At 56.6% G+C, this 16,369-nt stretch carries 14 protein-coding genes; 1 reads left to right on the top strand and 13 read right to left on the bottom strand.

All coding sequences use genetic code 11. The features are described from left to right. Positions 1–46: 46 nt before the first annotated feature. Positions 47–1,051: a chemotaxis protein gene (locus tag AAYN39_RS07535; protein ID WP_000368546.1), complete on the top strand. Its 1,005-nt coding sequence runs from the start codon at positions 47–49 to the stop codon at positions 1,049–1,051. Positions 1,052–1,191: 140 nt separating this feature from the next. On the opposite strand, the gene nuoN is transcribed toward AAYN39_RS07535, so the two are convergent. The 13 genes from nuoN to nuoA all read right to left on the bottom strand — a co-directional run bounded on the left by nuoN (position 1,192) and on the right by nuoA (position 16,336). Next, the gene (gene nuoN / locus AAYN39_RS07530; RefSeq protein WP_000156669.1) at positions 1,192–2,649 is read right to left on the bottom strand and encodes an NADH-quinone oxidoreductase subunit NuoN; all 1,458 of its coding nucleotides are present in this window, start codon (positions 2,647–2,649) and stop codon (positions 1,192–1,194) included. Positions 2,650–2,655: 6 nt separating this feature from the next. After that, positions 2,656–4,185, bottom strand: a complete 1,530-nt coding sequence (gene nuoM / locus AAYN39_RS07525) for an NADH-quinone oxidoreductase subunit M (RefSeq protein WP_000926422.1) — start codon at positions 4,183–4,185, stop codon at positions 2,656–2,658. Positions 4,186–4,498: 313 nt separating this feature from the next. Continuing rightward, positions 4,499–6,340: an NADH-quinone oxidoreductase subunit L gene (gene nuoL / locus AAYN39_RS07520; protein WP_001056574.1), complete on the bottom strand. Its 1,842-nt coding sequence runs from the start codon at positions 6,338–6,340 to the stop codon at positions 4,499–4,501. Then, complete coding sequence (gene nuoK, locus AAYN39_RS07515; RefSeq protein ID WP_000612687.1) at positions 6,337–6,639, bottom strand: NADH-quinone oxidoreductase subunit NuoK; 303 nt, start codon at positions 6,637–6,639, stop codon at positions 6,337–6,339. The genes nuoL and nuoK overlap by 4 nt, the downstream gene beginning before the upstream one ends. Further along, positions 6,636–7,190 (bottom strand): NADH-quinone oxidoreductase subunit J, encoded by a 555-nt coding sequence (nuoJ, locus tag AAYN39_RS07510; RefSeq protein WP_000393522.1) that lies wholly within the window; start codon positions 7,188–7,190, stop codon positions 6,636–6,638. Before nuoJ ends, nuoK begins: the two co-directional genes overlap by 4 nt. A 10-nt stretch (positions 7,191–7,200) precedes the next feature. Next, positions 7,201–7,743: an NADH-quinone oxidoreductase subunit NuoI gene (gene nuoI / locus AAYN39_RS07505; protein WP_000172747.1), complete on the bottom strand. Its 543-nt coding sequence runs from the start codon at positions 7,741–7,743 to the stop codon at positions 7,201–7,203. A 14-nt stretch (positions 7,744–7,757) separates the two neighbouring features. Next, a complete protein-coding gene (nuoH, locus tag AAYN39_RS07500) occupies positions 7,758–8,735 on the bottom strand; it encodes an NADH-quinone oxidoreductase subunit NuoH (RefSeq protein ID WP_000118517.1) in 978 nt (325 codons plus the stop codon). Continuing rightward, a complete protein-coding gene (nuoG, locus tag AAYN39_RS07495) occupies positions 8,732–11,458 on the bottom strand; it encodes an NADH-quinone oxidoreductase subunit NuoG (RefSeq protein WP_014341306.1) in 2,727 nt (908 codons plus the stop codon). The genes nuoH and nuoG overlap by 4 nt, the downstream gene beginning before the upstream one ends. A 30-nt stretch (positions 11,459–11,488) precedes the next feature. Further along, positions 11,489–12,826, bottom strand: coding sequence for an NADH-quinone oxidoreductase subunit NuoF (gene nuoF / locus AAYN39_RS07490; protein ID WP_000800046.1), 1,338 nt, complete (start codon positions 12,824–12,826; stop codon positions 11,489–11,491). Then, positions 12,823–13,323, bottom strand: a complete 501-nt coding sequence (nuoE, locus tag AAYN39_RS07485) for an NADH-quinone oxidoreductase subunit NuoE (protein ID WP_000545038.1) — start codon at positions 13,321–13,323, stop codon at positions 12,823–12,825. Before nuoE ends, nuoF begins: the two co-directional genes overlap by 4 nt. A 2-nt stretch (positions 13,324–13,325) precedes the next feature. After that, positions 13,326–15,128, bottom strand: coding sequence for an NADH-quinone oxidoreductase subunit C/D (gene nuoC / locus AAYN39_RS07480; protein WP_000247855.1), 1,803 nt, complete (start codon positions 15,126–15,128; stop codon positions 13,326–13,328). 86 nt (positions 15,129–15,214) lie between these two features. Beyond that, the gene (nuoB, locus tag AAYN39_RS07475; protein WP_000386728.1) at positions 15,215–15,877 is read right to left on the bottom strand and encodes an NADH-quinone oxidoreductase subunit NuoB; all 663 of its coding nucleotides are present in this window, start codon (positions 15,875–15,877) and stop codon (positions 15,215–15,217) included. A gap of 15 nt (positions 15,878–15,892) precedes the next feature. After that, entirely contained in the window at positions 15,893–16,336 is a 444-nt protein-coding gene (gene nuoA, locus AAYN39_RS07470) for an NADH-quinone oxidoreductase subunit NuoA (RefSeq protein WP_000062993.1), read from the bottom strand. Between the last annotated feature and the right edge of the window lie 33 nt (positions 16,337–16,369).

Here is a 16,369-nt window from a genome sequence, read left to right as displayed (position 1 = left end):
ATTGCCGATAACACTAAAAAAGGCAGGCTTTCATAATGAGGTTAGGATGGACAATTTTCAGAAAGATATTGATGACAGGGCCAATTTAACCCTGTCCAACCGTTTTGAACTGCTGTTATTCCGTCTTGGTACATCGCTGCATGAACAGAAGTCAGAGCTGTTCGGTATCAATGTATTTAAGCTGCGCGAAATCATACCTATGCCCGCCTTTACGCGCCCGGCAGGCATGAAAGCGCCGCTATTGGGCATGGTCAATATTCGGGATCAGGTCATTCCGGTGATTGATTTGCCAGCGGTAGCGGGCTGCAAGCCGGAAACCGGGCTGAATATTTTGCTGATCACCGAATATGTGCGCAGCGTACAGGCATTTGCCGTCGAGTCGGTGGAAAATATTATGCGTCTTGACTGGCAACAGGTGCATACCGCCGAGAAAGCCGTCAACGGTCGCTACATCACCAGTATTGCCTGCCTGGATGACAACAAAGAAACCAACAACCTGGCGCTGGTGCTCGACGTTGAGCAGATCCTTTATGATATTGTCCCCTCCAGCCACGATCTGCGCGCCACCAATCTGAAGACCAATAAATTTTATATTACCCCCGGCGCGGTTGCCATTGTGGCGGAAGACTCCAAAGTCGCCTGCGCGATGCTGGAAAAAGGGCTGAACGCGATGGAAATTCCGCATCAGATGCATGTGACCGGCAAGGATGCCTGGGAGAGAATCCAGCAACTGGCGCAGGAAGCGGAGGCCGAAGGTAAGCCAATTAGCGAGAAAATCGCGCTAGTCCTGACAGACCTTGAGATGCCGGAGATGGATGGCTTTACGTTAACGCGTAAAATTAAAACCGATGAACGGCTGAAAAAGATCCCGGTTGTTATTCACTCTTCCCTTTCCGGCAGCGCCAACGAAGATCATGTGCGTAAGGTGAAAGCCGACGGCTACGTGGCCAAGTTTGAGATTAACGAACTCTCTTCAGTGATACAGGAAGTGATGGAACGCGCGGCGCAAAACATCAGCGGCCCGCTGGTAAGCCGGCAGTTGCTAAGTTAAATTCCGGTCGCTGAGACCTTACAGGCCGGATGGCGGCGCAAGCGCCTTATCCGGTCTACCGTCCTGAGTCATTTTAAAGAATGACATCAGGTAATAAAAAACCCGCTTCGTGAAGCGGGTTTTTCGTTTTTACTTATTGCTTACATCAACGGCGTCGCTAACTGCACAAGGCTAATCAGCGGCTGCGGCCAGACGCCCAGTACCAACACCAGCAACGCGGAGATCAGCACCACGATACCGCCTGCGCTGTACTGCCAGTTTGTCGGCGCGTCGCGTCCCGGTTGCTGCGGCGCGTGCAGGTAGAGACTCACCGCAACGCGCAGGTAGTAGTACAAACCAATCGCGGAACCCACCACCACGGCGGCGACCAGCCACCACAGGCTGGCCTGAACGCCGACCGCCAGCACGTAGAATTTGCCGATAAAGCCCAGCGTCATTGGGATACCTGCCAGCGACAGCATCATCACCGTCATCACCGCGGCAAGAACCGGACGGTGCCAGAACAGACCACGGTAAGAGTACAGGGAGTCGGCATCCGGGCCGCGGAACGGGCTGGACATCAGGCTGACCACGCCAAACGCGCCGAGGCTGCTGAACAGATAACCGGCCAGATAAACGCCTACCGCTTCCATCGACATCTCGCCGCTCTGCAGGGCAATCAGCGCCACCAGCAGATAGCCGAGGTGAGAGATAGAAGAGTAACCGAGCAGACGTTTGATGTTGGTCTGGCTCAGCGCCATCAGGTTACCGAAGATGATAGAGGCAAAGGCGATAATGCCCAGCACCACGCGTACCGCTTCGCTGTCGCCTACCGGCGCATACAGGAACAGACGCATTACCACGCCGAAGATAGCGATTTTGCTCGCCGTCGCCAGGAAGGTAGAAACCGGCGCAGGCGCGCCCTGGTAAACGTCTGGCGTCCACAGGTGGAACGGCACCAGAGAGAGTTTAAAGCCCAGACCGACAATCATCAGGCCAAAGCCCGCCAGCAGCAACGGCTCGTGCAGCATACCATCGCCGAGGCTCTTACCGAGCGCTTCGAAAGACAGGTTGCCGGACTGCGCATAGACCAGCGCCATCCCGAACAGCAGGAAAGACGAGGCGGCGGCGGAGAGGATGGTGTATTTGATACTGGCTTCCAGCGAGCGTTTCTGGCGGAAAGCATAACCAATCAGGCCGAACAGCGGCAGTGAGATCAGTTCAATACCGAGGAACAGCGCCGCCAGATGGTTGGCGTTCGCCAGCAGAATTCCCCCCAGGCTGGCGATTAACACCAGCAGGTAGAACTCTTCCTGGTTATCGTTATAGCCTTCCAGCCACGGGTAGGCAAAAGTACAGGTGGCGAGGCTCGCCAGCAGCACCAGCCCGGTGTAGAGCATCGCAAAGCCGTCAACGCGCATCAGCGGCGTGACGTCCATTGCCCCGGCCTGGCCGACAAACCAAAGCGAAACCAGAGCAGCGTTAAGCCCAATGACCGACAGCGTGGCATTGAGGAAGTGATTGCGTCGCCACGCAATGGAGAGCATCACAACCACCACCGTCAAGCCGACGATCAGCAGCGGTAGCAGCGCAATCAGGTGTTGTGGAGTTATTGTCATGGCGATTTACGGCCTTGTAGTAGTAACGGAATTAACAAACCACTGCTGGATGTTGCTCATCGCAGAATGCGAGGTATCCAGAATCGGCTGCGGATAGAAGCCAAGCAGTACCAGAAGCACCACCAGCAACAGAATGATAAACAGCTCGCGCAGCGACATCCCTAGCAGTTCCTGGCTGGCAATCTGGCTCTTCGCTTTACCAAAGTAAGCGCGATGCAGCATCGCCAGCGAGTATACAGAGGCGAATACCAGCCCAAAGGTCGAGATAACGGTAATCATCGGCACCACCTGGTAGCTGCCGAACAGAATCATAAATTCGCCGACAAAGTTACCGGTGCCCGGCATACCGAGCGTCGCCACCGCAAAGAACATGGACAGCGCAGGCAACCACTTCATCTTGCCCCACAGGCCGCCCATCATACGCATGTCACGCGTATGCAGACGTTCGTACAACTGGCCACACAGAATGAACAGACCGGCTGCGGACAAACCGTGTGCAATCATCTGAATCACCGCGCCCTGGTACGCCAGCTGACTGCCGGTGTAGATAGCGATCAGCACGAAGCCCATGTGGGAAACGGAGGTATAGGCAATCAGGCGCTTGATGTCGTATTGGGTAAAGGCCATCCACGCGCCGTAGAAAATGCCGATGACGCCCAGCCACATGGCGATGGGCGCAAACTCCGCCGACGCGTTCGGGAACAATGGCAGGGAGAAACGCAGCAGACCGTAAGCGGCGGTTTTCAGCAAGATCCCCGCCAGGTCGACGGAACCGGCGGTCGGCGCCTGGGAGTGCGCATCCGGCAGCCAGCCATGCAGCGGAACCACCGGCATTTTCACCGCGAAGGCGATGAAGAAGCCCAGCATCAGCAGATATTCCACACCGTGGGACATCGGGGTATTCAGCAGCTCTTCATAGTTGAAGGTCCACACGCTGGTCGCTTTATAGTGCACAAACACCAGCGCCAGGATGGCAATCAACATCACCAGACCACTCGCCTGGGTGTAAATGAAGAACTTGGTTGCCGCCGTGATACGCGTTTTACCGTCAGAAGCTTTGTGGCCCCACAGCGCTATCAGGAAGTACATCGGCACCAGCATCATTTCCCAGAAGAAGAAGAACAGGAACATGTCGATGGCCAGGAACACGCCGATAACGCCGCCTAAGATCCACATCAGGTTGAGGTGGAAGAAGCCCTGATATTTTTCGATTTCTCGCCAAGAGCAAAGCACTGCCAGAACGCCGAGCAGGCCGGTCAGCACCACCATTAGCAGCGACAGTCCGTCGAGCGCCAGATGGATAGAGATGCCAAAACGCGGGATCCACGGCAGGACAAATTCAGATTGCCACTGTGGAATACCGGCGGATTGCGTCAGTGAGTAGCCGCCCTGCAACCACAATTGCAGACCGAGCGCCAGCGTCAGTTCCATGGTAATCAGCGCTATCCAGCGCGGCACTTTCACGCCAAAGCGTTCGGTCTGCCAGCACAGAAAGCCGCCGATAAAGGGGATTAATATCAACCAGGGTAATAACATAGCTAAGTATGTCCCTTATATTTACTCCTGCTCAGGCTATCTCACTCGTCAGCCCAAATCCTGCCAGTGCTCACACAAAACGCAGCGCGTTTTGAACGTCCGTAAGGACGGCCCCGTAGGGGTGAGCTTCGCGAATCATCCTCACGTACTTCAGTACGCTCCGGTTGCTGTGCGCTGGCGGTATCCGGTCTGACTTCGCCGATGACGCCTGTACTTCAGGAACAGATTTTCAACGAATTCTAAAAATTATTTTTGGGTTTGTAGGCCGGATAAGCACTGCGCCATCCGGCAGTCGTTCATCCAGCCAACAAACTCAACGCAGTACCATCAGCAGCGCCAGCACCACAACCGCGCCGATGCTCATGGATGCCACATACCAGCGCAAATAACCGTTCTCGCTCAGTACCAGGCCTTTGCCTGCAAAACGGGAAAGGATAGCCGGAATGTTCATCAACGCATTAAGCGGGTCGCGCTTCAGCAGCCAGGCGATACCGAGGAATGGCTTGACGAATACTTTGTCGTACAGCCAGTCAAAGCCCCAGGCGTTATACCACCAGGTCCCCAGCAGATGGCCCGGCGCGCTGTTGGCGATCGACGTCACCAGCGTACGTTTACCCAGCCACAGCCATGCGGCAATCAGGATGCCGGCAATCGCCACTACGCCAGAGGTAATTTCCAGGGTCAACACACGACCATGCGCCAGTTCAGTTGTCTGCGGCAGCACCCCCTGCAGAGGCGGCACAATCAGCGCGCCAACAAAGGTAGACAGAATCATCAGGACAATCAGCGGCAGATGGTGGGTAATCCCCTTCCCTGCATGAGCATGAATTTGTTCTTTACCGTGGAATACGATGAAAATCATCCGGAAGGTGTACAGGGAGGTCATGAACGCGCCAACCAGACCCGCCACCATCAGATTGATATGACCGTTCGCCATCGCGCCAGCCAGGATCTCATCCTTACTGAAGAAGCCCGCAGTGACCAGCGGCAGCGCCGACAGCGCCGCGCCCCCCACCAGGAAGCAGGCATACACCAGTGGAATGGACTTACGCAGACCGCCCATCTTAAAGATGTTCTGTTCGTGATGGCAGGCCAAAATTACCGAGCCGGATGCCAGGAACAGCAGCGCTTTAAAGAAGGCGTGCGTCATCAGGTGGAAAATCGCCGCATCCCACGCCTGCACGCCAAGCGCCAGGAACATGTAGCCAATCTGGCTCATGGTGGAATAGGCCAGCACGCGTTTGATGTCGGTCTGCACCAGCGCGGCGAAACCCGCCATGACCAGCGTAATCGCCCCGATAATGCCCACCAGATGCAGAATTTCCGGGGTCATCAGGAACAGGCCATGCGTGCGTGCGATCAGGTAGACACCGGCGGTAACCATGGTGGCGGCGTGGATCAGCGCGGAGACCGGCGTCGGACCGGCCATCGCGTCGGCAAGCCAGGTCTGCAACGGTAGCTGCGCAGATTTACCGACCGCGCCGCCCAGCAGCATCAGCGTCGCCCACATCAGCATGTTGTTGCCGTCAGCAAAGTGCGCTGGCGCCAGCTCGACCATTTCGCGGAAGTTCAGCGTGCCCAGTTCGTTGTAGAGGATGAACAGCGCGAAGGCGAGGAATACGTCACCGACACGGGTCACCACGAAGGCTTTCATTGCCGCCGCGCCATTCTTCGGATCGCTGTAATAGAAGCCGATCAACAGATAAGAGCACAGGCCCACGCCTTCCCAGCCGAGGTACATCAACAGCAGGTTATCGGACAGCACCAGAACAACCATGCTGGCGATAAACAGGTTGGTATAAGCGAAGAAGCGGGAGTAGCCCTCTTCTCCACGCATGTACCAGGAAGCGAACATGTGGATCAGGAAGCCGACGCCGGTGACCACAGAGAGCATGGTCAGCGACAGGCCGTCCAGCACCAGGTTAAAACCGATGTTGAAGTTACCGACCGACATCCACGTCCACAGCGGCTGGCTGAACGCCTGTTTGCCGTTGGCGAAGAAATCCATCCCGACAAACGCTGTCACCAACGCCGCCAGACCAACGGAGCCCACGCCAATGGTCGCGGAGAGATTTTCCGACCAGCGTCCGCGAGAGAACGCCAGCAGTACAAAGCCAATCAATGGCAGAATAATGGTTAAGGCAAGCATGTTCATCCACGCATCTCACTTACTGAATCGATGTTCAGGTTCTGGCGACGGCGATGGAGTTGCAGCAACAGCGCAAGTCCAATACTCGCTTCCGCAGCCGCAAGGCTGATGGCGAGAATGTACATCACCTGACCATCGGTCTGGCCCCAGTAGCTCCCGGCGACCACAAAGGCCAGCGCGGAGGCGTTAATCATGATTTCCAGCCCGATCAGCATAAACAGCAGATTGCGGCGGATAACCAGACCGGTTAAACCCAGGACGAATAAAATCGCAGCGAGGATCAGTCCGTGTGTTAAGGGGATCATGCGCGCTCCTCCGTTTTTCTTTTCGCGCGGTCATCGGCGCGGTTGCTTAGCACTTCGCCCGCACGCTCTTCACGACCGACGTGGAACGCCACCACCAGGCCTGCCAGCAGCAGCATAGACGCCAGTTCGACCGCCAGAACATAAGGCCCGAACAGCGTAATGCCCACCGCTTTCGCGCTAATCGGCGTGCCGTCGATGCCCTGGTCGTTAACGCCCAGAATGGCGTACACAATAACCGCCAGCATAATGGCCGACAAAACCGCCGGACCAATCCACACCTGCGGCTTCAGCCACTGGCGTTCCTGTTCGATTTCGCTGCCGCCGAGGTTGAGCATCATCACCACGAACACAAACAGCACCATAATGGCACCCGCGTAGACGATAATTTCCAGCGCACCGGCAAAGTAAGCGCCCAGCGAAAAGAACACCCCGGAAATCGCCAGTAGCGATATCACCAGATACAACAGCGCGTGTACCGGATTGGTATGGGTGATCACTCGCAGGGTCGCGAGGATGGCTATCAGGCCACAGATATAAAAAGCGAATTCCATTGCCCTCTCCTTACGGTAACAGGCTCTTGACGTCGATAGGCTTGGCTTCGTTCTCTGCTTCGCCTTTATCTTTGCCGTCGATTGCCATACCCGCCATCCGGTAGAAGTTATATTCCGGGTATTTGCCCGGACCGGAAATCAGCAGATCCTCTTTTTCGTACACCAGATCCTGACGTTTGTATTCGCCCAGTTCGAAGTCCGGGGTCAACTGAATCGCCGTGGTCGGGCACGCTTCTTCGCACAGGCCGCAGAAGATGCAGCGTGAGAAGTTAATGCGGAAAAATTCCGGATACCAGCGGCCATCTTTGGTCTCCGCTTTTTGCAGAGAGATACAGCCTACCGGACAGGCTACCGCGCACAGGTTACAGGCAACGCAGCGCTCTTCACCGTCCGGGTCGCGCGTGAGCACGATACGGCCACGGTAACGGGGCGGTAAATAGACCGGCTCTTCCGGATACATCCGCGTTTCGCGTTTCGCGAACGCATGCAGGCCGATCATCCAGATACTGCGTACCTGAGTGCCGAAACCTACTAATAATTCTTTTAAGGTCATGGTCTTTGTGTCCCTTATTGCGCCTGCCACAGAATGACAGCCGCCGTTACCAGCAAGTTGATGAGCGTCAGCGGCAGGCAAACTTTCCAGCCGAAGGACATTACCTGGTCATAACGCGGACGCGGTAACGACGCACGAATCAAAATGAACATCATCATGAAGAACGCGGTTTTCAGCGCGAACCAGACGAATGGCGGTAAGAACGGGCCATGCCAGCCACCGAAGAACAACGTTACCATCAGCGCGGAAACGGTGACGATGCCGATGTACTCCCCCACGAAGAACAGACCGAATTTCATACCGGAATATTCGATGTGGTAACCGTCCGCCAGTTCCTGCTCGGCTTCCGGCTGGTCAAACGGGTGACGGTGACAGACCGCTACGCCCGCGATGGCGAAAGTAACAAACCCAAAGAATTGCGGAATCACGTTCCACAGATGCGCCTGGTTATTGACGATATCGGTCATATTAAATGAACCGGCCTGCGCCACCACGCCCATCAGGGAAAGACCAAGGAACACTTCGTAGCTCACCGTCTGGGCAGACGCGCGCATCGCGCCCAGCAGCGAGTATTTGTTGTTGCTCGACCAACCGGCGAACAGTACCGCGTAAACCGCCAGACCGGCCATCATCAGGGAGAACAAAATCCCGATGTTTAAATCGGCCACCACCCAGTTAGGGCTAACCGGCACAATGGCGAAGGAGAGCAGCAGCGAAGTAAACGCGATCATCGGCGCCAGGGTAAAGATGACGCGATCCGAGAATTTCGGGATCCAGTCTTCTTTAAAGAACATCTTGATCATATCCGCGACCAGCTGGAGCGAGCCGCCCCAGCCAACGCGGTTTGGTCCATAACGGTTCTGGAACAGACCCAGCAGACGACGTTCGCCAAAGCTCATGAAGGCCCCGCAGGTGACGACCACCAGCAGAATCACCACCGCTTTGAGAATGCTCAGCAGGATCTCAATCAGATCCGGTGTAATCCAACTCATTGTTGCGCCTCCCGCAGATCCTCAAGACGCGCGCCAGCCAGAACCGGCGCGATGCCAGGCATACCCATCGGCAGCCCTACCTGCCCTGCCGCTAACCCTTCAGAGATTTCAACCGGCAGCGTCACCGTATTGCCATCGTAGCTAAAGGAGACGCGAGTCCCGGCATTGACGCCCAACTTCGCAGCATCCGCCGGGTTAAGTTTGATATACGGCTGCGGCATACGGCTCTGGAAGACCGGAGAACGCTGAGACAATTCGTCGCTGCCAAACAGGTGGTAATACGGCGCAATACGCCACTGACCGTCCTGCGCCTGGAAGCTTGCCGGCACGGTAGTGAAATAATCCAGACCGCCCTCAGTCGCTTCAATCAAACGCACGCCCGGATCGCCGTGACGCAGTTTGCCGCCCACTTCATCCTGGAATTTGTTCCACGCCTGCGGAGAGTTCCAGCCCGGCGCCCAGGCGAACGGAATTTCAGATCGCGGGGCAGTCGGTTGGTTATTCCCTTCCATTGAGAAGGCGAACATGGTGTCTTTATCCTGCGGCTGACGTGGTTCATGCACGCTGATATTGGCGCGCATCGCCGTACGACCGCTGTAACGATGCGGTTCGCGCGCCAGCTTCTGCCCACGAATGCGGAAGGTCGCATCCGGCGCGGCGTCCTTAATGCCGGCAAATTGCGGCATGGCGGCAATGACCGCGTCGATCACATGGTCAAGCTGTGTCCAGTCCACTTCGCGGTTTTCGACGGTGCTGTGCAGCGAATGCAGCCAGCGCCAGCTTTCCAGCATAATCGTCTTGTTATCGTAGTAGGCCGGGTCATAAACCTGGAAGAAGCGCTGCGCGCGGCCTTCGTTGTTGATGACCGTACCATCGCTTTCGGCGAAGCTTGCCGCGGAAAGCACCAGATGAGCATTTTCCATAATCGCCGTGCGCTGATGGTCAACCACCATCACCAGCGGCGCTTTGGCGAGCGCGGCGTTCACGCGCGTAGCGCTTGCATGACGGTGGAGATCGTTTTCCAGCACCACCACCGCGTCCGCGCTGCCGGTTTCCAGCTCGCCCAACGCATCGTCAAGCGAACCGCCGCCCATCATACCCAGCCCCATGCTGTTCACGGAGCGGGCAATCATAATAATACCGACGTCGGCGCCACGGCCTTTCAGCGCTTTCGCCACGTTGGCGGCCGCCTGAATCACCTCACTGCTACCGGCGTTAGTGCCGGAGATAATCAGCGGTTTTTTCGCGCCGGCCAACGCCTGCACAATGACATCAATTTTGTTTTGCAAGTCGCTGTCGATACCGTCAACCGCAGGCGCTGTATTGTCCAGCGCATGGGCAATCGCAAAGCCCAGGCGCGCCTGATCTTCCACCGGCGCGCGATAAGTCCAGGCGGCGATATCATCCAGACGGGTGTCGTCCACGTTAGTCACGAACAGCGGATGTTTGGCACGCTGGCCGATGTTAAGGATGGCCGCAATCTGCCAGTCGGCCACTTTCTGCGCCGCCGCCATTTCACGCGCTTTACCTTTCACCGCCTGGCGTACCGCCAGCGCAACGCGCGCGCCGGTCTGAGTGACATCCTCACCCAAGACCAGTACCGCGTCATAAGATTCGATCTCCCGCAGCGCCGGGGTGTAAATTCCGCCTTCACGCAGCACTTTCAGCGCCAGTTGCAGACGTTCCTGCTCGCCGCGCGCGATACCGGTGTAGAAGTTTTCCGCACCAACCAGCTCACGCAGCGCAAAGTTGCTCTCAATGCTGGCGCGTGGCGAACCGATACCGATCACTTTCTTCGACTGGCGCAGAATATCCGCCGCGCCCTGCATCGCCTGCTCGGCGTTGAGAGTAATAAAGTCATCGCCACGACGCTGAACCGGCTGACGCGGGCGGTCTTTCAGGTTCACATAGCCATAGCCGAAACGACCGCGGTCGCAGAGGAAGTAATGGTTAACGGTACCGTTGTAACGGTTTTCGATACGGCGCAGTTCGCCATAGCGCTCGCCCGGGCTGATGTTACAGCCGATGGAACACTGCTGGCAGATGCTCGGCGCAAACTGCATGTCCCATTTACGGTTGTAACGCTCGGAGTGCGTTTTATCGGTGAAGACGCCGGTCGGGCAAATCTCGACCAGGTTACCGGAGAATTCGCTTTCCAGCGTACCGTCTTCCGGACGCCCGAAGTAGACGTTGTCATGCGCGCCATAGACGCCCAGATCGGTACCGTCAGCATAATCTTTGTAGTAACGTACACAACGGTAGCAGGCGATGCAGCGGTTCATTTCGTGCGAGATGAACGGCCCCAGATCCTGGTTGCGGTGGGTACGTTTGGTGAAACGGTAGCGGCGGAAACTGTGACCCGTCATCACGGTCATATCCTGAAGATGGCAGTTACCGCCCTCTTCACAGACCGGACAGTCGTGCGGGTGGTTAGTCATCAGCCACTCCACCACGCTTTCACGGAACTGTTTCGCTTCTTCGTCGTCAATAGAGATAAAGGTACCGTCGGTGGCTGGCGTCATACAGGACATCACCAGGCGACCACGCGTATCTTCCGCGTTTTGGTATTGCTTCACCGCACACTGGCGGCAAGCACCGACGCTTCCCAGCGCCGGGTGCCAGCAAAAATACGGAATATCAAGGCCGAGGGACAGACATGCCTGTAGCAGGTTGTCCGCGCCGTTGACCTCGTATTCTTTGCCGTCTACATGAATCGTAGCCATTAGCATGCTTCCAAATTAAAAATCGTTAACTCACCAGCGCTCTTTGAGCAGGTTCGGCTGAATACCATTGATTAAATGGGTATTACTGAACGGCTGCTTGATGCCAGCTTCGAATTCTTCGCGGAAATACTTAATTGCGCTTTGCAGTGGCTCAACCGCGCCCGGCGCATGCGCGCAGAAGGTTTTACCCGGCCCGAGGAATCGACACAGTTGCTCAAGCGTCTCGATATCCCCCGGCTGGCCTTCGCCACGCTCCAGCGCGCGCAGAATTTTCACGCTCCACGGCAACCCGTCGCGGCATGGCGTACACCAGCCGCAGGATTCGCGGGCAAAGAACTCTTCCAGGTTACGCACCAGCGACACCATGCCGATTTCGTGGTCTACCGCCATCGCCAGCGCGGTGCCCAGACGGCTCCCCGCTTTACCGATGCTTTCGAATTCCATCGGCAGATCGAGGTGTGCTTCGGTCAGGAAGTCTGTCCCCGCGCCGCCCGGTTGCCAGGCTTTGAATTTCAGGCCGTCACGCATACCGCCGGCGTAGTCTTCGAGGATCTCGCGCGCGATGGTGCCGAACGGTAATTCCCACAGGCCCGGATTCTTCACGCGGCCCGAGAAGCCCATCAGCTTGGTACCCGCATCTTTGCTTTTCGAGATGTTCTGGTACCACTCCACGCCGTTGGCGAGGATTGCCGGGACGTTACACAACGTTTCGACGTTATTCACACAGGTCGGCTTGCCCCATACGCCGGAGGTCGCCGGGAAAGGCGGCTTGGAGCGCGGGTTCGCGCGGCGGCCTTCGAGGGAGTTAATCAGCGCCGTTTCTTCACCACAGATGTAACGCCCTGCCCCGGTGTGGACAAACAGTTCGAAGTCGAACCCGGTGCCCATGATATTTTTGCCAAGCAGCCCGGCCTCGGTTGCTTCGGCAATCGCACGGCGCAGATGTACAGCCGCTTCGATATATTCGCCGCGCAGGAAGATGTAACCACGATACGCTTTCAGCGCGAACGCGGAGATCAGCATGCCTTCCACCAGCAGGTGCGGCAGTTGTTCCATCAGCAGACGGTCTTTATAGGTGCCCGGCTCCATTTCATCGGCGTTACACAGCAGGTAACGGATGTTCATGGATTCATCTTTCGGCATCAGGCTCCACTTCAGACCGGTGGAAAAGCCCGCGCCGCCGCGCCCTTTCAGACCAGCGTCTTTTACCTGGCTGACGATTTCATCCGGAGACAGGCCGGTCAGCGCCTTACGCGCGCCTTCGTAGCCGTTTTTGCTACGATATTCATCCAGCCAGACCGGCTGTTTGTCATCGCGCAGACGCCAGGTCAGCGGATGGGTTTCGGGAGTACGGATAACGTTTTTCATTTATACCGCTCCAGTAGTTCAGGAATGGCTTCCGGGGTCAGATGGCTGTGAGTATCCTCATCAATCATCATGTTCGGCCCTTTATCGCAATTCCCCAGGCAGCAGGTCGGCAGCAGCGTAAAGCGGCCATCAAAGGTCGTCTGCCCCGGTTTGATGTTGAGATTTTTTTCCAGCGCGGCCTGAATCCCCTGATAGCCGGTGATATGGCACACCACGCTGTCGCAGTAGCGAATCACGTGGCGACCGACCGGCTGACGGAAGATCTGGCTGTAGAATGTGGCGACGCCTTCGACGTCGCTCGCCGGAATACCCAGCACATCGGCAATAGCGTAGATCGCGCCGTCCGGCACCCAGCCACGCTGCTTCTGAACGATTTTCAGCGCTTCAATGGACGCCGCACGCGGGTCTTCGTAGTGGTGCTTCTCGTGCTCTATCGCTTCACGCTCTGCCGCACTCAGCTCAAAAGCCTCGGTTTGTGGTTGTTGATTCTCGTGCATAATTAGCGGTCCACATCTGACATAACAAAATCGATACTACCCAGATAGACAATCAGGTCGGAGACCAGGCTACCGCGGATCGCCGAGGGAATCTGCTGCAGGTGCGCAAAGCTCGGCGTGCGCACGCGGGTACGGTAGCTCATAGTGCTGCCGTCGCTGGTCAGGTAGTAACTGTTAATCCCCTTCGTCGCTTCCACCATCTGGAAGGACTCCTGCGCCGGCATCACCGGGCCCCAGGAGACCTGCAGGAAGTGGGTGATCAGGGTTTCGATATGTTGCAGCGTGCGCTCTTTCGGCGGCGGCGTGGTCAGCGGGTGATCCGCTTTGAACGGCCCTTCCGGCATGTTATCGAGGCACTGCTGAAGAATGCGCAGACTCTGGCGCAGCTCTTCCACTTTCAGCATCACGCGGGTATAGCAGTCGGAAACGCCGCCGCCCACCGGCACTTCAAAGTCAAAGTTTTCGTAGCCAGAATATGGACGCCATTTACGCACGTCGAAGTCTATCCCGGTCGCGCGCAGCCCTGCGCCGGTGGTGCCCCACTCCAGCGCCTCTTTCGCGCCGTAAGCGGCAACGCCCTGCGAACGCCCTTTCAGAATGGTGTTACGCAGCGCGGCTTTCTCGTAAGAGTCCAGACGCTTCGGCATCCACTCAAGGAACTCTCGCAGCAGGCGATCCCAACCGCGCGGCAAGTCGTGCGCGACGCCGCCGATACGGAACCAGGCCGGGTGCATACGGAAACCGGTAATGGCTTCCACCAGATCATAAATTTTCTGCCGGTCGGTAAAGGCAAAGAAGACCGGGGTCATCGCGCCGACGTCCTGAATAAAGGTCGAAATGTACAGCAGATGACTGTTAATGCGGAACAGTTCGGAGAGCATCACGCGGATGACGTTCACACGATCCGGGACGGTGATCCCCGCCAGTTTTTCTACCGCCAGCACGTACGGCATTTCATTGACGCAACCACCGAGGTATTCGATACGGTCGGTATAGGGAATGTAGCTATGCCAGGACTGGCGCTCGCCCATTTTTTCGGCGCCGCGGTGGTGATAGCCGATATCCGGCACGCAGTCGACGATTTCTTCGCCGTCAAGTTGCAGGATAATACGAAACGCACCGTGCGCAGACGGGTGGTTCGGGCCGAGGTTGAGGAACATAAAGTCCTCGTTGTCAGTCCCGCGCTTCATCCCCCAGTCTTCCGGCTTAAAGGTCAACGCTTCCATCTCCAGATCCTGCTTGGCTTTGGTCAGCTCAAACGGGTCGAATTCGGTCGCGCGCGCCGGATAATCTTTACGCAGCGGATGGCCTTCCCAGGTTTGCGGCATCATGATGCGCGTCAGGTGCGGGTGGCCTTCGATATCAATGCCAAACATCTCCCAGGTCTCACGCTCGTACCAGTTGGCGTTAGGGAAAAGTTTAGTGAAGGTCGGCACGCGCAGGTCGTTTTCAGACAACGCCACCTTGAGCATAATATCGCGATTACGCTCAATGGAAATCAGGTGGTAGAAAACGGAAAAATCCGCGGCGGGTAACCCGTCACGGTGCGTACGCAGGCGTTCATCCATGCCGTGTAAGTCAAACAGCATGACGTAAGGTTTCGGCAGTTTCTTTAAGAAATCGCCAACCTCCAGTAGTTGTTCACGCTTGACCCAAACAACGGGGATACCGGTGCGGGTCGCCTGAACGGTAAAGGCATCCGGCCCAAAACGGTTGCGCAGTTCGCCGATAACCGGATCATCAAGATGATCGCGGGTACTCCATGCAGCGTCTTGCGCGGTTAAGTCGGTCATATTGTTCACCATTGCAAATGGTCCGTGGTGGTCGGCAGTGCTTCGCGCTATTAAAATAGTGGTTAGCGAAGTGAAGTGCTGCTGCCGACAGGCGCAAATTAAATCTCGTCCGGGGTACGCAGGTTCGTGACGGCAATACGCTCGCCGCGTTTACGTTCGCGTTCTGGCTGCATATTGGCGCGATACACGCCCTGATCGCCCACCACCCATGAGAGCGGACGGCGCTCTTTGCCAATCGATTCTTGCAGCAGCATCAACGCTTGCATATACGCTTCCGGACGCGGCGGACAGCCAGGGATATACACATCCACCGGGATAAACTTATCAACGCCCTGCACTACCGAATAAATATCGTACATGCCGCCGGAGTTGGCGCAGGCGCCCATAGAAATGACCCATTTTGGCTCCAGCATTTGGTCATACAGACGCTGAATAACCGGAGCCATTTTGGTAAAGCAGGTACCGGCCACCACCATCAGATCAGCCTGACGTGGCGACGCACGCAGCACTTCCGCGCCGAAACGGGCAACGTCATGCACTGCGGTAAACGAGGTCACCATCTCTACATAGCAGCAAGAAAGGCCGAAGTTGTAGGGCCAAATTGAGTTTTTACGGCCCCAGTTAACCATGTCATGCAGTTTGCCCATGAACACGTTTTTGTTAACTTCCTGCTCCAGGGGGTCGGTTACGATCTCCTGTTTTTGCAGGGGGTAACGGTCATTCTCACCGTTAGGATCTATGCGGGTGAGCGTATAATCCATCTTAATGCCTCGCGGTTAGCGTTGACGATTAGCGATACTGTTCGTTTCCGGGTTCATACGCTCGCGGCGTGAACGCGCGGGCGTCCAGTCCAACGCGCCAATACGCGCCAGATAAACCAGACCAGCCAGTAACACAAAAATAAAAATTGCAGCTTCCACAAAGCCAACCCAGCCGCTTTCGCGGATAGAAGTTGACCATGCGAACAGATACAGCGCTTCAACGTCGAAGATAACGAAGAACATGGCTACCAGGTAAAACTTGGCAGACAAGCGTAAGCGGGCGGTGCCGACCGAGTCGATACCTGATTCAAACGGAACGTTCTTGTGCCTCGCGCGTGCGCGACCGCCCAAAAACCAACCGCCTACCAGCATCAGGCAGCACAGGCCAATGGCAACGATAAGAAAGATAGCGAATGCCCAGTGATGAGCGATGACTTCAGTGGATGTTGACATACTCATTGCTTACTCATCAAAAGTAGCGCCAGTTCCTCT

This window comes from Salmonella sp. K21076, assembly GCF_039650795.1.
Taxonomy (GTDB): Bacteria; Pseudomonadota; Gammaproteobacteria; order Enterobacterales; family Enterobacteriaceae; genus Salmonella; species Salmonella enterica.
Note: the sequence above shows the minus strand (reverse complement) of the source record. Positions and strands in the feature narration are given on the sequence as shown.